11 protein-coding genes and 2 pseudogenes are annotated in these 16,138 nt (G+C 61.9%); 3 read left to right on the top strand and 10 right to left on the bottom strand.

Features of this window, described 5'->3' with window-relative positions; translation table 11 throughout:
- Window positions 1-109: 109 nt before the first annotated feature.
- The 9 genes and pseudogenes from fni to PYR71_RS29985 all read right to left on the bottom strand — a co-directional run bounded on the left by fni (window position 110) and on the right by PYR71_RS29985 (window position 9,770).
- Complete coding sequence (gene fni / locus PYR71_RS30025) at window positions 110-1,225, bottom strand: type 2 isopentenyl-diphosphate Delta-isomerase (protein ID WP_245304463.1); 1,116 nt, start codon at window positions 1,223-1,225, stop codon at window positions 110-112.
- 19 nt (window positions 1,226-1,244) lie between these two features.
- The gene (locus PYR71_RS30020) at window positions 1,245-2,147 is read right to left on the bottom strand and encodes a terpene synthase family protein (RefSeq protein WP_040111855.1); all 903 of its coding nucleotides are present in this window, start codon (window positions 2,145-2,147) and stop codon (window positions 1,245-1,247) included.
- Window positions 2,144-3,697 carry a hypothetical protein gene (locus PYR71_RS30015; protein WP_040111856.1) on the bottom strand — a complete coding sequence of 518 codons (1,554 nt, stop codon included), beginning with the start codon at window positions 3,695-3,697 and terminating at the stop codon, window positions 2,144-2,146. Before PYR71_RS30015 ends, PYR71_RS30020 begins: the two co-directional genes overlap by 4 nt.
- 404 nt (window positions 3,698-4,101) lie before the next feature.
- Window positions 4,102-4,422 carry a hypothetical protein gene (locus PYR71_RS30010; RefSeq protein ID WP_123876250.1) on the bottom strand — a complete coding sequence of 107 codons (321 nt, stop codon included), beginning with the start codon at window positions 4,420-4,422 and terminating at the stop codon, window positions 4,102-4,104.
- 43 nt (window positions 4,423-4,465) lie between these two features.
- Window positions 4,466-5,807: pseudogene (locus PYR71_RS30005) on the bottom strand (cytochrome P450).
- Window positions 5,807-6,649 (bottom strand): SDR family oxidoreductase, encoded by an 843-nt coding sequence (locus PYR71_RS30000; protein ID WP_040111858.1) that lies wholly within the window; start codon window positions 6,647-6,649, stop codon window positions 5,807-5,809. Before PYR71_RS30000 ends, PYR71_RS30005 begins: the two are co-directional and overlap by 1 nt.
- A gap of 108 nt (window positions 6,650-6,757) precedes the next feature.
- Window positions 6,758-8,236, bottom strand: a complete 1,479-nt coding sequence (locus PYR71_RS29995) for a cytochrome P450 (protein WP_237350496.1) — start codon at window positions 8,234-8,236, stop codon at window positions 6,758-6,760.
- Between the two features lie 5 nt (window positions 8,237-8,241).
- Window positions 8,242-9,522 carry a cytochrome P450 gene (locus PYR71_RS29990; protein ID WP_040111859.1) on the bottom strand — a complete coding sequence of 427 codons (1,281 nt, stop codon included), beginning with the start codon at window positions 9,520-9,522 and terminating at the stop codon, window positions 8,242-8,244.
- Window positions 9,523-9,590: 68 nt separating this feature from the next.
- A complete protein-coding gene (locus tag PYR71_RS29985) occupies window positions 9,591-9,770 on the bottom strand; it encodes a cytochrome P450 (RefSeq protein WP_008536508.1) in 180 nt (59 codons plus the stop codon).
- A gap of 1,225 nt (window positions 9,771-10,995) precedes the next feature.
- Here PYR71_RS29985 and PYR71_RS29980 point away from each other — a divergent pair.
- A pseudogene (locus tag PYR71_RS29980) lies at window positions 10,996-12,183 on the top strand (IS3 family transposase).
- A gap of 4 nt (window positions 12,184-12,187) precedes the next feature.
- Here PYR71_RS29980 and PYR71_RS31140 read toward each other — a convergent pair.
- The gene (locus PYR71_RS31140) at window positions 12,188-12,559 is read right to left on the bottom strand and encodes an exopolysaccharide production repressor protein (RefSeq protein WP_489686409.1); all 372 of its coding nucleotides are present in this window, start codon (window positions 12,557-12,559) and stop codon (window positions 12,188-12,190) included.
- A 1,047-nt stretch (window positions 12,560-13,606) separates the two neighbouring features.
- Between PYR71_RS31140 and PYR71_RS29975 the strand changes: the two genes are divergently transcribed.
- Together PYR71_RS29975 and PYR71_RS29970 are read left to right on the top strand one after the other, a co-directional pair.
- Window positions 13,607-14,044, top strand: a complete 438-nt coding sequence (locus PYR71_RS29975) for a DUF3846 domain-containing protein (protein WP_008536498.1) — start codon at window positions 13,607-13,609, stop codon at window positions 14,042-14,044.
- 517 nt (window positions 14,045-14,561) lie between these two features.
- The gene (locus PYR71_RS29970) at window positions 14,562-15,272 is read left to right on the top strand and encodes a nitrogen fixation protein NifQ (protein ID WP_009996802.1); all 711 of its coding nucleotides are present in this window, start codon (window positions 14,562-14,564) and stop codon (window positions 15,270-15,272) included.
- The last annotated feature ends 866 nt before the right edge of the window (window positions 15,273-16,138 follow it).

The raw sequence follows: 16,138 nt of genomic DNA, 5'->3' as shown, positions 1-16,138 counted from the left end.
AGAATCACTGAAGCTTTGACAACCTCAGCTTTCTCGACCAGGGCCGAATGGACAACCTCCTGAAAGCTCACAACTAGGCGCCGGCCGACACGAGCGGGCGACGCCGGCATCATCCGGCTGGCAGATGCGCGGAGGGCAACAAGCGCGCCTGGCGCAACGTCGCCAGATCAGGTGAGCCGGTGCAAAAGCAGGCGACGGCCAACTGGCGGATGACGACCTCGAAATGCGCGACGACCGCTTCGGTCGATACCGTAGCCGCTGGCAGCACGCCGGCTGCCTGTCCGGCGATGTCCGCACCCAGGCGAATGGCCTTGGCCACGTCGACGCCGTCGCGGATCCCGCCGGATGCGATAAGCTTCACCGTTGGCAGCGCCCGACGTACCGCCTGCAAGCTGGCGGGTGTCGGGATCCCCCAATCGGCGAACGCCATCGCCACTGCACGGCCGGCGGCATCGCGGGCGCGCTCGCCCTCCACCGCGGCCCAACTGGTGCCGCCAGCTCCGGCGACATCAATCACCGCAACACCCGCCTCGACGAGCGCGCAGGCCACCGAGGCGGACAGGCCCGACCCGACTTCTTTGGCCACGATCGGCACGCCCACGCTACGCGCGGCGCGAGTCACCTGCGCCAGGACGCCGTGCCAGTCGCGGTCGCCATCCGGCTGTAGCGCTTCCTGCAGCGGATTGAGATGGACGATCAGCCCATCAGCCTCCAGCGCATCGATAGCCCGGCGCGCCAGATCAAGGCCGTCGGCCTCGCGCAGTTGCGCAGCGCCGATATTGGCCAGCAAGGGAATGTCAGGCGCCAGGCGGCGTAGGGCGCGCGTCAGCCCCTGGGAATTGCGCGATTGCAGGCTTACGCGCTGCGAACCGACGCACATGGCGATCCCCAAGGCTTGCGCCGCCTCGCTCAGGCGCCGATTGATGGCCTCGGCGCGTGGCATTCCGCCGGTCATGGAACTGATCAGCAGCGGCGCACGCATGGGCTTGCCTAACAGCGAGGTGCGCAGTTCGATCTGCGTCAGGTCCAGCTCGGGTAGTGCGCAGTGTTCGAACCGGATTTGCTCCCAACCGGCGGCGACCGTGGCTGGCGCCGTTCGCCGATCCAGCACGAGGTCCAGATGGTCGTCCTTGCGCCGGGTCAGGGCGTCGTCGCACCCGCTCGCTCGATCCGCCGTATTGGGCGTTGGCGTTGCGTCGGATCGGACCGAAGGCGCCGCGCGCACGCCGCCGCCTCCCGCGCGTTCACGCCGGCGCACGTTGGCCTCCCCCCGCGGCATCGTTGCCGTAGCGGCTGGTCGAGGTCTGGTAGTACTTCGCGCGAATGACCGCCATGGCCTCGATTAACGGTCCCCATGGTGCAGGAAAGCGTTCTTCCACCATCACTCGGTGCAGCATGCGCGCATGGCCGGCCAGCTCGTCGTTGAGGAAATCCTCCACAGGCATAGCCGGATAACGCTGCAGGAGCAGGATGGCAGCGTTGTCGGCCTCTCCCGCCGACCTATCCTTGGCGCATCCATGCAGATCGTTCTGCAGGCGCCCTATCGTGGAGATGAGCCGCAGCACCTGGCGAAACGCCGGACGCGCGCGCAGGGTCGCCATGTCCAGCCCCCATAGCAACGACAGGCAACAGAACACGTTCGAGTAGGCGATCGAATCGATGGAATTGTGCAAGTATTCGGCGTACGACCAGCGTTGCGCCCCCGCCGCCTGCGCGTGTCCGGCGCGCAGCGCCGCGCAGTAGCACCGGGTATCGTTAAGAAGCTCAGTATAGTCGCGCCTATCGTAGGCGAGCGCGGCCAGGGAAGCGCGCAGCACAGCGCAGCCCTCGAAACCGGGGAGCGCGCATGGCACGCCCTGCCCCAGCGCCTGCTCCACCGCGGCCAGCTGCTCCGGCGCGATCAGGCCAAGGTCGTTGCAATCGTCGAGCCAAAACAGTAGCGCCAACTCGCGATAAAACGTCACGATCAGCTTTTCGTCCTGCGGATCGCGGCCGGTGCGGGCGCTGATATCGTGCAAGCTCGGTTGGATACGCTGCAGGATGTACTGTCCGCCCCTAACTGCTTCTACGGCATGTTCGTTGGCGAATCCGGTCAGGGAACGCCCCCACTCCAGTACTTGCTGCAGCGCGCTTTCGGTCGGGATCATTGCGCTATTCCTCCTGCTCCCTCGGCCGGGGTGCACCGCCCCCAACGAAGAGCCAGCCACAAGCCGGCGAGTTCGATCACGCGCACGACCCGGGTCGGGCAATACAATTCCTTGCCGATCCACAGCGGCGTTTGCGGCAATTCATGCGCCCCATGGCGAGCGAGCATCCACTCCAGCGCGTGCGCGACCGCCAGCGCGATGCGGGCGCGCCCTGTCGGCTCTTCGCGCCCATCCATCACGTGCAACGCGAACAGCGCATAGGCGGTTTCCTCAAATGTAGACGCGCGACCCGCGCCCCAGCCGCCGTCGTCGCGCTGCGCCTGCAACAGCGCCGCCAGCGCGCGCTCGTCGCGCCACTCGGGCGCGCCTTGCGCGAGCGCAGCGATTGCATGCGCGGTGGGATACAGCCACGAAACGTGCCATTTTTCATTGTCCCATAGACCGTCCGCGTTGCGATTGGCCTCAAGGTAAGCGCTGGTGCCGGCGGTGGGCTTTCCCAACAGTCTGAACGCATGCAGGGCGTGGATGTTGGTCGACACCGAGGCATTGCGCTCGCCGGGGAAGGTAACGAACAGCCCGCCGATTTCGAAGTGGCGCAACGCGTCGGCAGCCGGGTTGCGTCCTGCTAGGCGCAGGATGCACAACACAACAGCGGTGTCGTCCGCATCGGCCGCGAAGTGCAAGGCCGGACCCAGACCGCGCACGCCCAGACAGGCATCGAGCTGCGCGACGATCACGCGTACCGCCTCGGCGAGCGCGGGATGCGAAAACAACCCGGCCAGATGCAGAGTGTACAGCGACCAGCATGGCTCGAACACGTTGATCGGCCAGACGCTGGGAACGACACCTTCGATGCCGCTGCGCGCCGCGCGCGATGCGGCCTGAAGATACCTGTCGGCACGCTCGACCTGTGGCGCGCTCGCCTTTGTGAGGGCGTGCGCACGCCACGCGGCGGTTGCCGCCGGGCTGATGCCGATGCTGCCGTCGTCGTCCAGGCATGCTGTGGTCGGCGACGTCCCCCAGGCTTCCCAGGAGTGCAACAACGGATGGCCGCTCGGCAGCGGTCCCACCGTCCCCAACTTAGCCAGGCACGCTTGCCGCAACGGCAACAGCGCCGAGTAGCGCGGAAACACCACGTCGCCCACCAAGGATGTGGCCTCGCCGGAGATCTGCGGCAGGATCAGCTCCGCGCCTACCGGCGCGTCTTCCGGCACCGCATCTGCGTAGGGATCCGGCTGGCGCTCGAGGAACCGCGTTGCAGCCTGAACTGCGTCCGCAGCGCCGGGAAGAGGATCGGCACGCTGCAATGCAAGCAACGCCGCCCACGTGGGTACATGGCGGAACAGTGGGAAGTCAGCACTTCCCCACCCGCCATCGGCCTGTTGCTGCGCCATGAGCCACGCGTATGCGTTCTGCCGACCGGTGACGTTGCTGCTGAACTGCAAAACGCGCGCCGTGTCGTAAACGGACGGACTCACGCTGCCGCCATCGCGCGTCTCGTTCAGCAGGTGGCGCAATTCAGAAAGGATCTGTTCGGACAGCGCATTCATGCGGGATGTTCCTTCTGCAGGCAGTTGACGAGAAGCAGAATCGGGCGGACGCCGGGCACCGCGGCGGGCCGCGGTGGGCAACCGCTCCGATCTGCGCCGTGGAATCGGACACAATGTAGCATCTAGCGCTGCCGCCGGCCGATCGCAGCGGTACGGCGGCGCCTCCGTGCGGACCGGCGCCAATGCGCACGGCGCGTGCTTAAACAGATACCCCCCCGCTGCACGGCCTGCGCCAACCGCTCCGCACGCGGCCGCAGCGAGGTGATGGCTTCTCCGGCCCCTTGCCATAGGCCCGGCACTGACTGGGGCGCTGCATGCAGCTCCGTGATCGGCACGCCGGTTGCTTTTTTCTCCGCCGCATGCTTGCCGGGGGCTTCCCCAGCGTCGCGTCATCCGCTGGCGTGTCATCCTCGACCACCTACAATACAAGGCCGAAACAGGCGCGATAGCGATCCAGCGCGCGGTACAGCGTAACGCGCGGCATCCTCCGCGACGGCGCATAGCGCGCCCATGCCTATGGACGCGCGCACCGGCAATCCGCCGCACGCCAGCGCGCCCGATCCGCCGAACAGGGAAACGCCAGTTCGGTCGTCGTTTAGCGTGGAATCCTTCTGCATGTTGTTCATCTCCTTGTACCTGACAGAGAATGCCGCGGCGAGCGGCGAGCCGCCGCGGTGCTGCCGGCGTCGCACTGCGCGCGCGCCGAGTGCAGCAATGCCGCTCATCGCCGTCGCCGCTGCCTCTTGACACGGGGCAGAGGATCCCAGCTCATGAGAATCCGATGCGGATTGTCATGGACGGATGCGGTCGGGTAATAACGCCGGCCTTTTTCGACGCCGCTCATCAACCGCGGCCGCACCCCGGCCTCCTGCATGGTCAATGCCAAGGCGATGCTGAACTGCACCAGCTCCAGCCATACAAGGTGATAGCCCATGCAGACGTGTGGGCCGGCACCGAACTGCAGCATGTCCACCGGCCGGATCGGCTCCGTGCGTTGCAGCCACCGCCCCAGACGAAACGGATCGGGCGCTTCGTGCAGCAGCGGCGAGGTCGAGAAATGCAGCAGTGGGATGCACAAATGAGTGCCCGCAGGAATGCGCCGCGGGCCGAGTTGTAATTCCTGCATCGCGCGACGCGGTACGAGCGAGGAAGCCGGATGCATTCGTAGCGTCTCCCGAAACAGCGCCTCTGCGACCGGACATTGCGCCAGGTCCTCGTGCCCGGTCGGCACCGCGCCCACGCGTTGCGCCTCTTCGACCAGGGCGTCCCACAGCTCTGGATGCTGCGCCAGCTCGATCACCATCCAGGCCATCGTCGAGGCGGAGGTCTCGTGGCCGGCAAGCAGCAGCAAACGGATATTGGCGACCAGGACGTCATCGGAGAGCGCGCCATCGCTGCAATCGAAGGCGCTCACCATGTCGTTGATCAACCCGGTGCGCGCGGCGGGCGCGCGCGCGTCCCGGATGAACTGGCGCGACTGCGCGTCGATCCAATCGCGGGCGGCGCGGCCGCGCCGCAGTGGCATCCCCGGCAGGTCGATCGGGGTCGCGACCATCAATTGTAGCAGTTGCCGGTACTTGCGATGCCACTCCGACAGGTCTTGGGCGGGGATGCCCATGAGACTGAAGGTGAGTTTGAGCATCAGGTTGCGAGTGTCTGGCAGGATAGCGACTTCACCGCGGTCGCGCCACGCCTTGACCTGAGCCCTAATAATTGGTTCGAACAGCTCGCCAATGCCGGCCTCGGACAGACCCCTGGGCAGAAACGCCGCCTTTATCCCATCGCGCGCCTGCCGGTGCGCGCTACCGTCCAAAGTGACCAACGTTCCGCCAAGGATGTCGGGCGCCATCTCTTCGATCAGTGCCGAGGACACTTCCTTGTGCCGGAGCAATGCGAGCGCATCCGGATCCAGGCATGTGATCAGGTGTCCGGCCGGGCCGAAGTCCAGCCAGAAGTGGCTGCCTAGCGTCCGTTCCGCGCGCCGCAGCAGGCGCGGCAGATCGCAGACGATGGCGGGAAGATGCCCGACCAGGGGGAAAGCGCCAGGCATGACCGGGATGTCGTCCCGTAGCCGGCGCCAGCGGTTCAGCGGGTTGAGCAGCATGTCCATCACCAATGCGACGCTGCGGCTGCTTCGGCGGCGTCACCGGCCGGCCGAGCCGCGCTGTTGCCACCGTCGGCGTAGGTTGGAACATGCGCCAACATGCCGCCGTCGATGCACACCACTTGGCCGGTGATGAACGCAGCCTCCTCCGAGAGCAGGAACGCGACCAGCGCGGCTACGTCCTCGGGGCGGCCGACGTGCGGCAGGAGCTGGTGCCGGTGTAGATGCCGTTGCATGCACTCGTCCAGCTTGGCGAAGAGACGTTCGGTCATGACAAGACCTGGCGCAACCGCGTTGCAGCGGATCTTCGCGTGTCCGTACTGGGTGGCAAGCGAGGCCGACAGCATGTTCATTGCGGCCTTCGACGCGGCGTATGACGTCAGTGCGGTGTCGCCGCTGAGCCCTTGGCACGATGACATGTTCACGATCGCGCCACCACCACGGCCGATCATTTGTGGGATGGCCTGCCGGCAGCAGAGGAGCGTGCCGCGCAAATTGGTCGCCATGGTCTGGTCCCAGACCGCCACGTCCAGGTCGAGGATCGCGCTGTCGAGCGGGGTCAAATGCATGGCGCTCGCATTGTTCACAAGCACGTCGACCCCACCGAAGCGCCGCTTCGCCGTTTCGAACAGCTCTGCCACCGCCTGCGCATCTGCGATGTCCATGGCCACGGCCAGCGCTTGGCCCGCTTCGGCTGCGATCTGTGCGGTGCAGGCGATGGCAGCGGGGCCATCAATGTCGGCAACCACCACTCTGCCGCCCTCGCGCGCGATGGCGAGGGCGCATGCCTTGCCGATCCCGGCGCCGGCGCCGGTCACCACGGCCACCTTGCCTTTAAATCGTTCCATCATGTTCTCCTGGATTGCGTAGGTCTTTCGCTGCATGTCGCTCAGCGTCTGCCGGAGAGGGCGTAGGGCCGGGGTTGGTGCAATGGTCATCGCCGGCTTCGCTTTCGATCACCCGATGGCCGCGACGGGGCACTGGCTGGCTGCGAGCCGCACAGCGGCATGCAGCGCCTGCGGGACCGTCGCCATGCACACTTCGGCCACGCCGTCCGGTTCGCGCTGACGAAAGGCGCCCTGCAGCGTCAACACGCACTGACCAGTGGTTCCGCACAGATCCTGGTCGACCACGACGCGAACCTCAGCCGCCGCCTGCGCGCGCAGCCGCACCGGCAGCGCGCGGAACGTCCTAAGGAACGCTGAGCGCTCCCGGGTCGGCTGCTCGGCCAAGGCCAACGTGGGGAAGCGAGCCTGGATCTGCGGCAGGCTCTCGGTCAGCTGCACCCTGGCGAGTTGCGCACCTAGGCAGAAGTGGATGCCGTGGCCGAAGCTCAGCATAATCTTTCCGTCGCTCGACATGCCAGGCCTGGTGCCGTAGAACCGCACCGGATCGAATCGGTCGGGATCAGCGAAAGCGTCCGGGTCGCGATTGCCGGCCGCGATCAGCACGCGCACGTCCGCGTCCTTCGGGATCACCACGCCATGCAATTCGATGTCGCGCTGGGCGATACGCGGAATGGAGCTGAACATGGCGGGCGCCTCGCAGCGCAGTACTTCTTCTACAAATGCCTCCACCCCTGCGGCGTCTCCCTGCAGCCAGTGCCGCTCCTCGGGGTAGGCCAGCATCGCCAGCACCGCATGGTCGATAGTCGCAGCAGTGGTGGCGAAGCCGCCCAGCAACATGCCCCACAGCATGCTGATCAACTCCGCGTCCGAAAGCGTATCGGCGTCGTCGCTGTGTGCGCCGACCAGTGTCGACACGATGTCGCGGCGGGGATCGGCGCGCTTGCGCAGTATGAGGTCGCCGAAATAGGCCTTCACCCTGGCGCTGGCCACGTCCGCCGCGGCGAGCTGTGGATCGCTGGCGTGCGGGCTCAGGCCTTCTAGAATGGCGCTGACGATCGCTGAGAGCTCGAACATGTCGTCTTGGGGCATGCCGAACAATTCAGCGAAGACAAGCATGGGCAAGGCCAGTGCGAATTCCCGATGCAGGTCCACCGCCTCTCCTCGCTCCAGTGCGGGCGCCATGCCATCCAGGCGGGCTGCGACGATGCGCGCGATGCTCGGCCGCAGGTTGTCGATCTGGCCCACGGTGAAATCGCGCGAAATCAGCCGGCGCAGACGCGTATGCGTCGGTGGTTCCTTCATGGCTAGCGTGGACGCCAGCAGATTGAGCGACAGGCTGGACGCCGCACGCGGGAAATAGCGCGCCAGTTCGGATGGCGCCGGCCCCCGAAACGCATCGCCCGTGGCCTTGAACGCCCAGTAGATGTCGGCGTGGCGGCTCAACAGAAAGAGGCCCGACGCCGCGCGGTGCACCGGATCGTGCTCTTGCAACCACCGCATGAACGGGTACGGGTCTTGGATGCATGCTGGCGACGCTAGCTCGGCGAAGGCGTCGTGGCATGCTGCCTTGGTTTCTTGCACGTCCATCTTGGTTACCTGTCGGGTGGCTGATCTGACCGGCCCGCGCCAGGCGCCGTCAAATGAGAAGATTGCGATGCCGGGGGGCGTCCGCACCAGAGCACCGGCATTTCCTCGAACCCGCCGGTGATGATCTCCTTGCGCAACTTCAGTTCTTCGGGCGCCACGGCCAGGCGCAACGCGGGAAAGCGCTGGAAGATCGAACCGAATACGGCCTTCAGTTCCAGCCTCGCCAGCGCCGCCCCGATGCAATTGTGCTGCCCGTAGGAGAACGCCAGGTGGGGATTTGCGTCGCGTCCGATGTCGAAGACTTCCGGGTCTTTGAGATGGCGCGGATCAAACGAGGTCGCCGGCAGGCCGACCAGTACTTTGCTCTCCGCGGGTATATGCACGCCCGCGATGGTCACGTCGGTCCGGGGGTAGCGCATGATGCCGTCCCAGCCCGCGCCAGGCGAATACATTCGCAGTATTTCCTCCACCGCCTTGTCCACCAGGGACGGATCGCGGACCAGGCGTTCGCGCTGTTGCGGATGGCGAAACATGGCCAGCAGGCCGAATTCGATCTGCGCGACGGTGCTCTCGTGCCCCGCCACCAGCACGCCCGCCGCGAGGCCGACCGCCTCTTCCTCGGTCGCTTCACCCTGGTCAACCGCGGCTAGCAGATCCGTCAGCAGGTTATCGCCCGGATCCTGTCGCTTGCCCCGTATTTTGCCGTGAATGTAGGCGCGGAGCTCTTCCCAGGCCAAGCCCGACGCGCTGCGCGGGCCGCTTTCATGCTGGTGCGTCATCACCTCGTCGGAGAGCTCTGCGAAAAAGGCGTGTTCCTCGAAGGGCACGCCCATCAGCGCGCTGATTACCTTGGCCGGAAGCGGAAAGGAGAGATGGCGTCGCAAGTCTGCGGGCTGGGGCTGAACCGCCAGCGTATCGAACAACTGCACGGTGATCGCCTCGACCTGCTGCGTAAGCAGCTTCACCCTGCTGTTGCTGAAGGCCGGCGCCACGATCGTGCGTAACCGAGCATGCTCGTCCCCTTCGTGCGAGACCAGCCATCCCGGCGAACCGAGAATGACCGAATCGGGGGTGAAATCCGCCGGAGGCATTCCCGCGGGCAGGAATGCCGCGTCAGACAGCACCGCCTTGGCCTCGTCATAGCCTGTCACCCACCAGCATTCGTGCCCGGACGGAAGGCGCACGCGGTGGATCGGACCTTTGGCGCGTAGCGCTAACATCTCGGGCGAGGGCTCGATGTGATCGACCCGCCACATCGGCAGCGTCGGCAAGGATTGTTCGGACATGGTGACGCTTCACTCTTTAAGCCCGGAAGGGGCGGAAGATGATGGGCAGACTGCGGGCAGCAAATGAGTTAAGGCAACGTGTAGACCACGCCCTCTGCGGCGATTGCCAGCGCCAGATCCTCCGGCCGCACGAACGGCGGGGGGAAGACACTTCCCAATTCCAGGCGCGCCAGCGCAGCGCCCAGGCACAGATGCGGCCCCTGGCCGAGCGGCAGGTGCGGGTTTTGCAGCCGGTTGAAATCGAACATGTCGGTATCGCCATAGGTCGGCCGACCGTAGGAATTGGCGCAGCAGGTTCGACCGCACCCGCCCACCGACCCGTCCGCAAACAGAACTTCCAGTCCAGTCCCACACCCCCGGCTTCCCGCCTGGCTCAAGGTCTGCCGCTTTGGCTGTACCGCTCGCGACGTGGGCGATTGTTGTGGGTCGCAAACGAAGAACTCTAGATCGCATCTAACACTCCTCACATTTTCCCGGCACACACAACCGAGCCACTATCATTGCCCAGCAAACCATCGGAACTCACGAGACGCGAACAGCGATGCGCCGCCCGAAGGCCATCGCGCTGCGATTGGCGACATACCGTGACCAGAGCAAATCGCGTGCCGAAGTGAATTCGTGGGTTCAGCAGGCATTTCGTAGCAGCGCGTAGTGTCAAGCTCCCGCCATTCAGTCTCAATGCCGACAACCGCGGAGTACATGTCTGACAAAAGACTGCTCTAACGCCGGTCTGCGTCCGATAGTCGGCGACCTGCATGGGATGCCCTCGCGGCGGGCTTTCGTGCAACAATCCGCGCCATCTTCGACGTCGAAGTTGCCCCGCGAGTTTTCGTCCGATGGGCGGGAACGTCGTCGACTGCGCCGAGGCCGCCGCGTTAAAAGCGCCGGCTCTGGGCAAATCAGACTGGACCCGCCTCGACCCTCCGGTAGTAAAGTTTGCGGAGCTTATTTCCGCCAAATGCAAGTTCTGAGCTTGTAGTCATCTCGTTGACGTTGTTCTTAATGTTTCCACCCCCGCGCTTACCGAGACGGTCGAGCTTCTCGATCGGCGTAGGTCGAAAAGGCAACGGGAAACGCTCAAATTTCGAAGCATGTTCTCTTCCGGAAACATGTCATCTAATCAGGAGCGGCGGTCGGCAACAGTCGCCTGAGTCGGAGGTGCTTTCTAAACCAGACGATGCCCAATCAAGAAGCCTCCTGCCGAAGATGAAGCAATCGGGAGACCAATGCAGCATCTCATGGACCGCCGCACCGTGGTGAAGAAAGCGGTCCTCGGTTGCTGGAGGTTGTTGAGTAGTTCCATGACATCGAATTGAGCTTTAGCCTGATGAATTGGGTCAATACCTACACCGCTAACTAAGGGGTGCGCCGTTTACGCCTTAGGTCAAGCTGGGGGACGTTGGACTGCTCTGACCTGCCCCTGCGAATTTCCTCCAGAATTGATTAGAGTCCGGCCCATCAAAGGACGGACGCATGAAGAAGCAGAGATTTACGGAAGGCAGATTATTGCGGTGCTGAAGGAGCAGGAGGCGGGCGCAAAGGTGGCCGACCTCTGCCGCAAGCACGGAATTTCAGAAGCAACGTTTTATAATTGGAAAGCCAAATACGGCGGTATGGAAGTCTCCGAGGCGAAACGGCTGAAGGCGCTTGAGGACGAGAACGCGAGACTGAAGAAGCTGCTCGCCGAGCAGATGTTGGACGCAGCAGCACTCCGCGAGCTTCTTTCAAAAAATGGTAGGGCCTGTCGCCAAGCGTGACGCCGTCACGCATCTGAAGACCGTCATGGGTCTTTCGGAACGGCGGGCCTGCCAGATCATATCCGCCGACTGCAAGACGATCCGCTATCAGTCGAACCGACCGCCGGAAACCGAGTTGCGAGCGAAGCTGCGCGACCTCGCCAATGAGCGGCGGCGTTTCGGCTACCGGCGGCTGTTCGTCCTGCTTCGGCGGGAGGGAGAACCGTCCGGGGTCAATCGCATCTATCGCCTTTATCGCGAGGAGGGTCTCTCTGTCCGCAAGCGCAACGCCAGACGCCGTGCTGTCGGCACGCGTGCTCCGATTCCGGTCGAAGCTAAGGCCAATGCCCGATGGTCGCTAGACTTCGTGCACGACCAGTTCGCTTGCGGAAGGAGGTTTCGCGTGCTCAACATCGTCGATGACGTGACGCACGAATGCCTGGCGGCGATCCCGGACACCTCGATCTCCGGTCGTCGTGTCGCTCGCGAACTGACGACCCTGATCGAACGACGCGGCAAGCCGGGGATGATCGTCTCCGACAACGGCACTGAACTCACCTCGAATGCGATCCTCGCGTGGTCGAAGGATCACAAAGTCGACTGGCACTACATCGCGCCGGGAAAGCCGATGCAGAACGGCTATGCCGAGAGCTTCAATGGTCGGATGCGCGACGAACTGCTCAACGAAAGCCTGTTCTTTGGCCTCAATCATGCCCGAAGCGCCATTGCCGAATGGGCGGACGATCACAATAATTTCCGGCCGCACTAATCGCTCGGATATCAGACCCCGGAAGATTATGCCGGGACCATCGCCGCAACCGGCTCCAACGCTGCGCAAGATGAAGGCTTCGCGTTTCCGCCGGTTGCTCACACCGCGCCACTTGACGTATTCAAAACCGCCGAGGCTCTAATCGCCGCCGGATGAAAATTCAGTGGCAAGTCAGCTCAGTTTCATCGCGATCATGTTTTTGTGGCTGGTTTGCCTGCCGAGTTCCTGAATGTATCGACCTGTCGCTCTCGCGCGTGGGCCGGAAGGACATAAATAGCAGGCTCAAGAAATAAACGACCTGAAGGAAAACCGAAGCCGCTAGTGTTACGGCGAACGCTTTGAAGATGGAAAGCGACGCGGCGTAGGCCGAAACAGCGCTGGTGCACGTGACCAGTAGCAGGATGCAAAAAAAAGTTCTAAAGGGCAAGGTCTTGCTCCCGTTCGTTCGTCCAATACTTGAACTGCGTCGACGCTGACGTTTCGCCCGATTCGTCCACGCTATGAACGTGCATGACTTCGCCGTGAGTGCCATAGGTTGCCAAAAGTTGGGTCAGCGCGAATACGCCAAAGTGACGACTTCTTCTTTCGCGGCTTCCGACTCGGCAAATCCTGTTCGCCAGACTCCGAAGGCCGCCGCCATAGCGAGCAACAAGGCGGCGCCAGTATCTCTCCGGGATACGCAATAAAATCTGCCGCTTCCTATCTATTGCATTTTTGTACGTTCTCCGCTGAGGTCGCGATCGGCTTGTTTGGTGAGACACCTTGGTCATGCACCAAGGTCGCTAATCAGGCAAAATAGATTGATTGGATGCCATCATCCGCGTTTTGAATAACGCTAAAAACGCGGCACCGAAAACGCCTGGGGACCGAGCGCGAACTCGCGACCGCGGCACTCAGCACACTTTAAGTCAGCCAACAGTGAGCGCGGCTGTTGCCCCGGTTGCGCTAGCCAAATGTCGTGATGCTCGGATGGAACTCGCCGATTGCAAATTTTCTTTCTGCTTTATACGTCGTAAGGGGTGCCTTTGACCTTGCCCCGTTGAAATAATCCATTTTGAAGTAAGCTCTGGCCCATTGAGAGGACCAGGGAATGAAGCGCAATCGTTTCACAGACGTACAGATCTCGTCAAACTTGGAACACGCACCCGTTTGCATAGTTTGCCCAAGGTCGGGATCCCGTTCCGCAAATTTGGGACAAATTCGAGCCATACGTGCGGCGACGCCGATGGCCGCCGCGTTCGATTGCTGAACCCGCTTAGTCGACTGCGCGGCTGCCGGTATGGTCTAACATCGTCGCGTTCATGTTTGGCCCGGAGTTGGTATGGGGGCTGGCCGGAATAAAAACACGCCCATTAAAATATCTCAATAGAATCAACTGGCTGGGCGACATCGGAGCGACGCGTCCGGAGCCTGGCTTGAATTGAACCGAACCGAATTGGCGCAGGACCATTTACACAGCACGCTGAAATCTGCATATTGCCGCGCGTTGTCGCTATCCCAAGTTGATGCACGAGTCGCTTTCGCTCCCGTCAAAAGCAGCTGGGCACGAGCTCTTTTCAAGAATTTAGAAGGCAAGGATATGGAAAATTTTGTGTATCTGTTGGAGCCGGAAAGTGCGATCTTTCGCGCCGCTGAGCTCCCTGATCGCAACAGCATTGCATCGATCGCCGGTTTAATTGGCAGTGATCTTATTCAGATGATCCGCTTCGACGACATGCACTCGCTATTTGTTGGCGAAGAAGCTTTGCGAGTTGGGTTAACCGCCTTTACGATCTTTGACGGGTACCCGATCCCTCTTGCCGGGCAGATAGCGCTTTTGGGAGGCGATGGTAGTAAACCTTATCGTTCGCCGTCAATAACGATGACGGAAGCCGCGCGACGTTTTGAATGTTGCCGGCCGGTGCTTGATCCTGTGTTTGTTCCGATGGACCGAGTGGCGAACAAGGGCCTCATCGTTGCGGGCGCACTGGAAGGCCTGCAAGTGCGTATTGATCGCCGCTCCCCGGTGCTCCTATGAGCGCAATGACGAATGATAGGATCCAGGAGAATGAACTCTATCGCGCCGATTCGCTGAGAGTCCGCGAGCGTGGCGACATGGGCTCGAGAAACGGAAAGCTGACGCCTCAAAGCGGCGTTTACTACGTTGCCGAAGGCCTCCCGTTCAACTGGACAAAGGTCAACACTGAAGGTCGGAAGACGTTCAGTGCCGGTCTCCAACTACTCTGAGGACTATCGAAGAGACATATGATAACTCTATCGGCGGCTAACACGTCGTTGCGCAGCAATTGATCTTTGATCTTCCCTCAGATTGCTACACTCAGACTGCTCGATCGGCGCCGCAGATTGAAAGCCTGCGTTTGTCCGTTTGGCGATAACTGGGAGGCGGGATCGCCTCCCCGCTGCACGGGCGATCGAGTGATTGAAAAGCCGGCTTCAACTGTCACTTGCTCAAGCTGGCACAACCTTTGAATGCTCGCCTTGCGGGGATCAAAGCAGCCAACTGAATTCGATTATTGGAGAAAGCGACGAAGCGCATGCCAAATGTGCATCACATCGGGGTCTCGACGGTGGCGGTGCCAGCTGCGGACGCCGCACGTCAAACCGGCATAGCCGTCGACCACTGCGACGATTGCCAAACACGCTATTTCAGCCGACCATGCCAGATGGGTCTCAAGTTATATTTTGATGACTATGTGCTCTTCCGCGTTTTTTCGCGCGCACTTGAAGAAATTGAGATGGGGATTGCCACCGCGACCGAGGCAACCGGCCTTTCGCTTAGGGAGCTGCGGGATATACCAGCCCGCAGTTTTCCGGCAAGGCTTATCCGCGCTTTTGCCCTGCAAGAGGCGAGTGATTGCATGCCTGATGCAGAGGAGCAACTGTTGCGCGATATGCTCCTAGGGCATGTGCGGCCAGGCGACCCTGAGGGCGTGCGTTTTGCTAAGATCATTGCGCGACGTTCCATGCGCGAAGACCACCTCTGGCGGGATCTCGGCTTGCTTGACAAAGCCGAACTTAGGAGATTGCTGTTCGCGCATTTTCCGGCGCTGGTGGCAGGCAACACCAACAACATGAGGTGGAAGAAGTATTTTTACCGCAAGATTTGCGAAGCTGAAGGCTTTTCCCTTTGTAGCGCTCCCAGCTGCAAGGAATGCGGCGATTTTAATGAATGCTTTCTCCCTGAGGAAAGCGGAAGTCTTTCTGGAGCGGCAGAGTTCGTCGGGCGCGAGATCTTGAAAACGTGAAGGCCACAGATGCAACCTGGCGGGCTTGTCCGGCGACGTTGAACCGATACGGGGGATTATTGCTCCCGATATTACGACTGTGCGGGCACGCGCAAATGCCACTTTCCTAAAGATGAGCGGTGATGTCGTCGTCGGATAATGATCATCGGTCAATTCTGATAGCACCTACTAAAATTGCCTTAAGCTCTTCGCCGTATTCGACTACGCGATCCACATTTGTCGGAGCTGAGCGTATGGCCGGAAAAAAGCGTCCGCGACTAGCGCTTTAACTTGATAGCTTGCTCACGATCTTTGCTGTAGCCTTCGAGCATTTCCTCAGAATCTGGCCCGCTGACGATCGAAACCGGCTCCGTTGTCAATCTCAGCCAATGGCGAAACAATCCGGGCCTGCAAGACTGCAGCTGCCAAGCTGTCGGCATTCCCCCTATTTGTTCATGGAGACAGCATAACAGCGAGTTTGTTGTAAGCGACAATCTCTACTGTGCCTTCATATGCGTTCTGCTGATCATCCGGCCTTGATTCGGACGCGTGGTGCGAGCCGATCGGCCGTCAAGACGGTACCGATCTGCTTGGCTCTACGACTTGCCACACTACTTCTGTCCCTCGCCTGAGATGTAAGGATACGGACGAGATTTGTTGATCTTTGACGCAAGCGATTTCCAACCGACAAGACCTCGCGGCCGCTTCGTCCAGTTTGGCGGTTTCGAGACAAGAGTTTGTCGATCCCGCCTTCGAAAGTTTGGAACTAAATAGCTGAAGATCAGCAAAACAGCTGTTTTATATGCTGCTGCCCACATGGCACGGGTTTTGAAGATTGCCATGCGAGGCGGCGCGAGCTGCCTGCCTTTTACTCAGCGATGGATGGA

This window comes from Rhizobium mulingense, assembly GCF_029194105.1.
Taxonomy (GTDB): Bacteria; Pseudomonadota; Alphaproteobacteria; order Rhizobiales; family Rhizobiaceae; genus Rhizobium; species Rhizobium mulingense.
The sequence above is the reverse complement of the archived record's forward strand: the minus strand, read 5'-3'. Positions and strand labels throughout refer to the sequence as shown.

Bases quoted from the DNA above. Each gene is read 5' to 3' on its own strand.
- PYR71_RS30020 (WP_040111855.1), bottom strand. From the start codon at position 2,147: ATGATCCCGACCGAAAGCGCGCTGCAGCAAGTACTGGAGTGGGGGCGT.
- PYR71_RS30015 (WP_040111856.1), bottom strand. From the start codon at position 3,697: ATGAATGCGCTGTCCGAACAGATCCTTTCTGAATTGCGCCACCTGCTG.
- PYR71_RS30010 (WP_123876250.1), bottom strand. From the start codon at position 4,422: ATGAGCGGCATTGCTGCACTCGGCGCGCGCGCAGTGCGACGCCGGCAG.
- PYR71_RS30000 (WP_040111858.1), bottom strand. From the start codon at position 6,649: ATGGAACGATTTAAAGGCAAGGTGGCCGTGGTGACCGGCGCCGGCGCC.
- PYR71_RS29995 (WP_237350496.1), bottom strand. From the start codon at position 8,236: ATGGACGTGCAAGAAACCAAGGCAGCATGCCACGACGCCTTCGCCGAG.
- PYR71_RS29990 (WP_040111859.1), bottom strand. From the start codon at position 9,522: ATGTCCGAACAATCCTTGCCGACGCTGCCGATGTGGCGGGTCGATCAC.
- PYR71_RS29985 (WP_008536508.1), bottom strand. From the start codon at position 9,770: ATGTTCGATTTCAACCGGCTGCAAAACCCGCACCTGCCGCTCGGCCAG.
- PYR71_RS31140 (WP_489686409.1), bottom strand. From the start codon at position 12,559: ATGGCACTCACGGCGAAGTCATGCACGTTCATAGCGTGGACGAATCGG.
- PYR71_RS29975 (WP_008536498.1), top strand. From the start codon at position 13,607: ATGGAAAATTTTGTGTATCTGTTGGAGCCGGAAAGTGCGATCTTTCGC.
- PYR71_RS29970 (WP_009996802.1), top strand. From the start codon at position 14,562: ATGCCAAATGTGCATCACATCGGGGTCTCGACGGTGGCGGTGCCAGCT.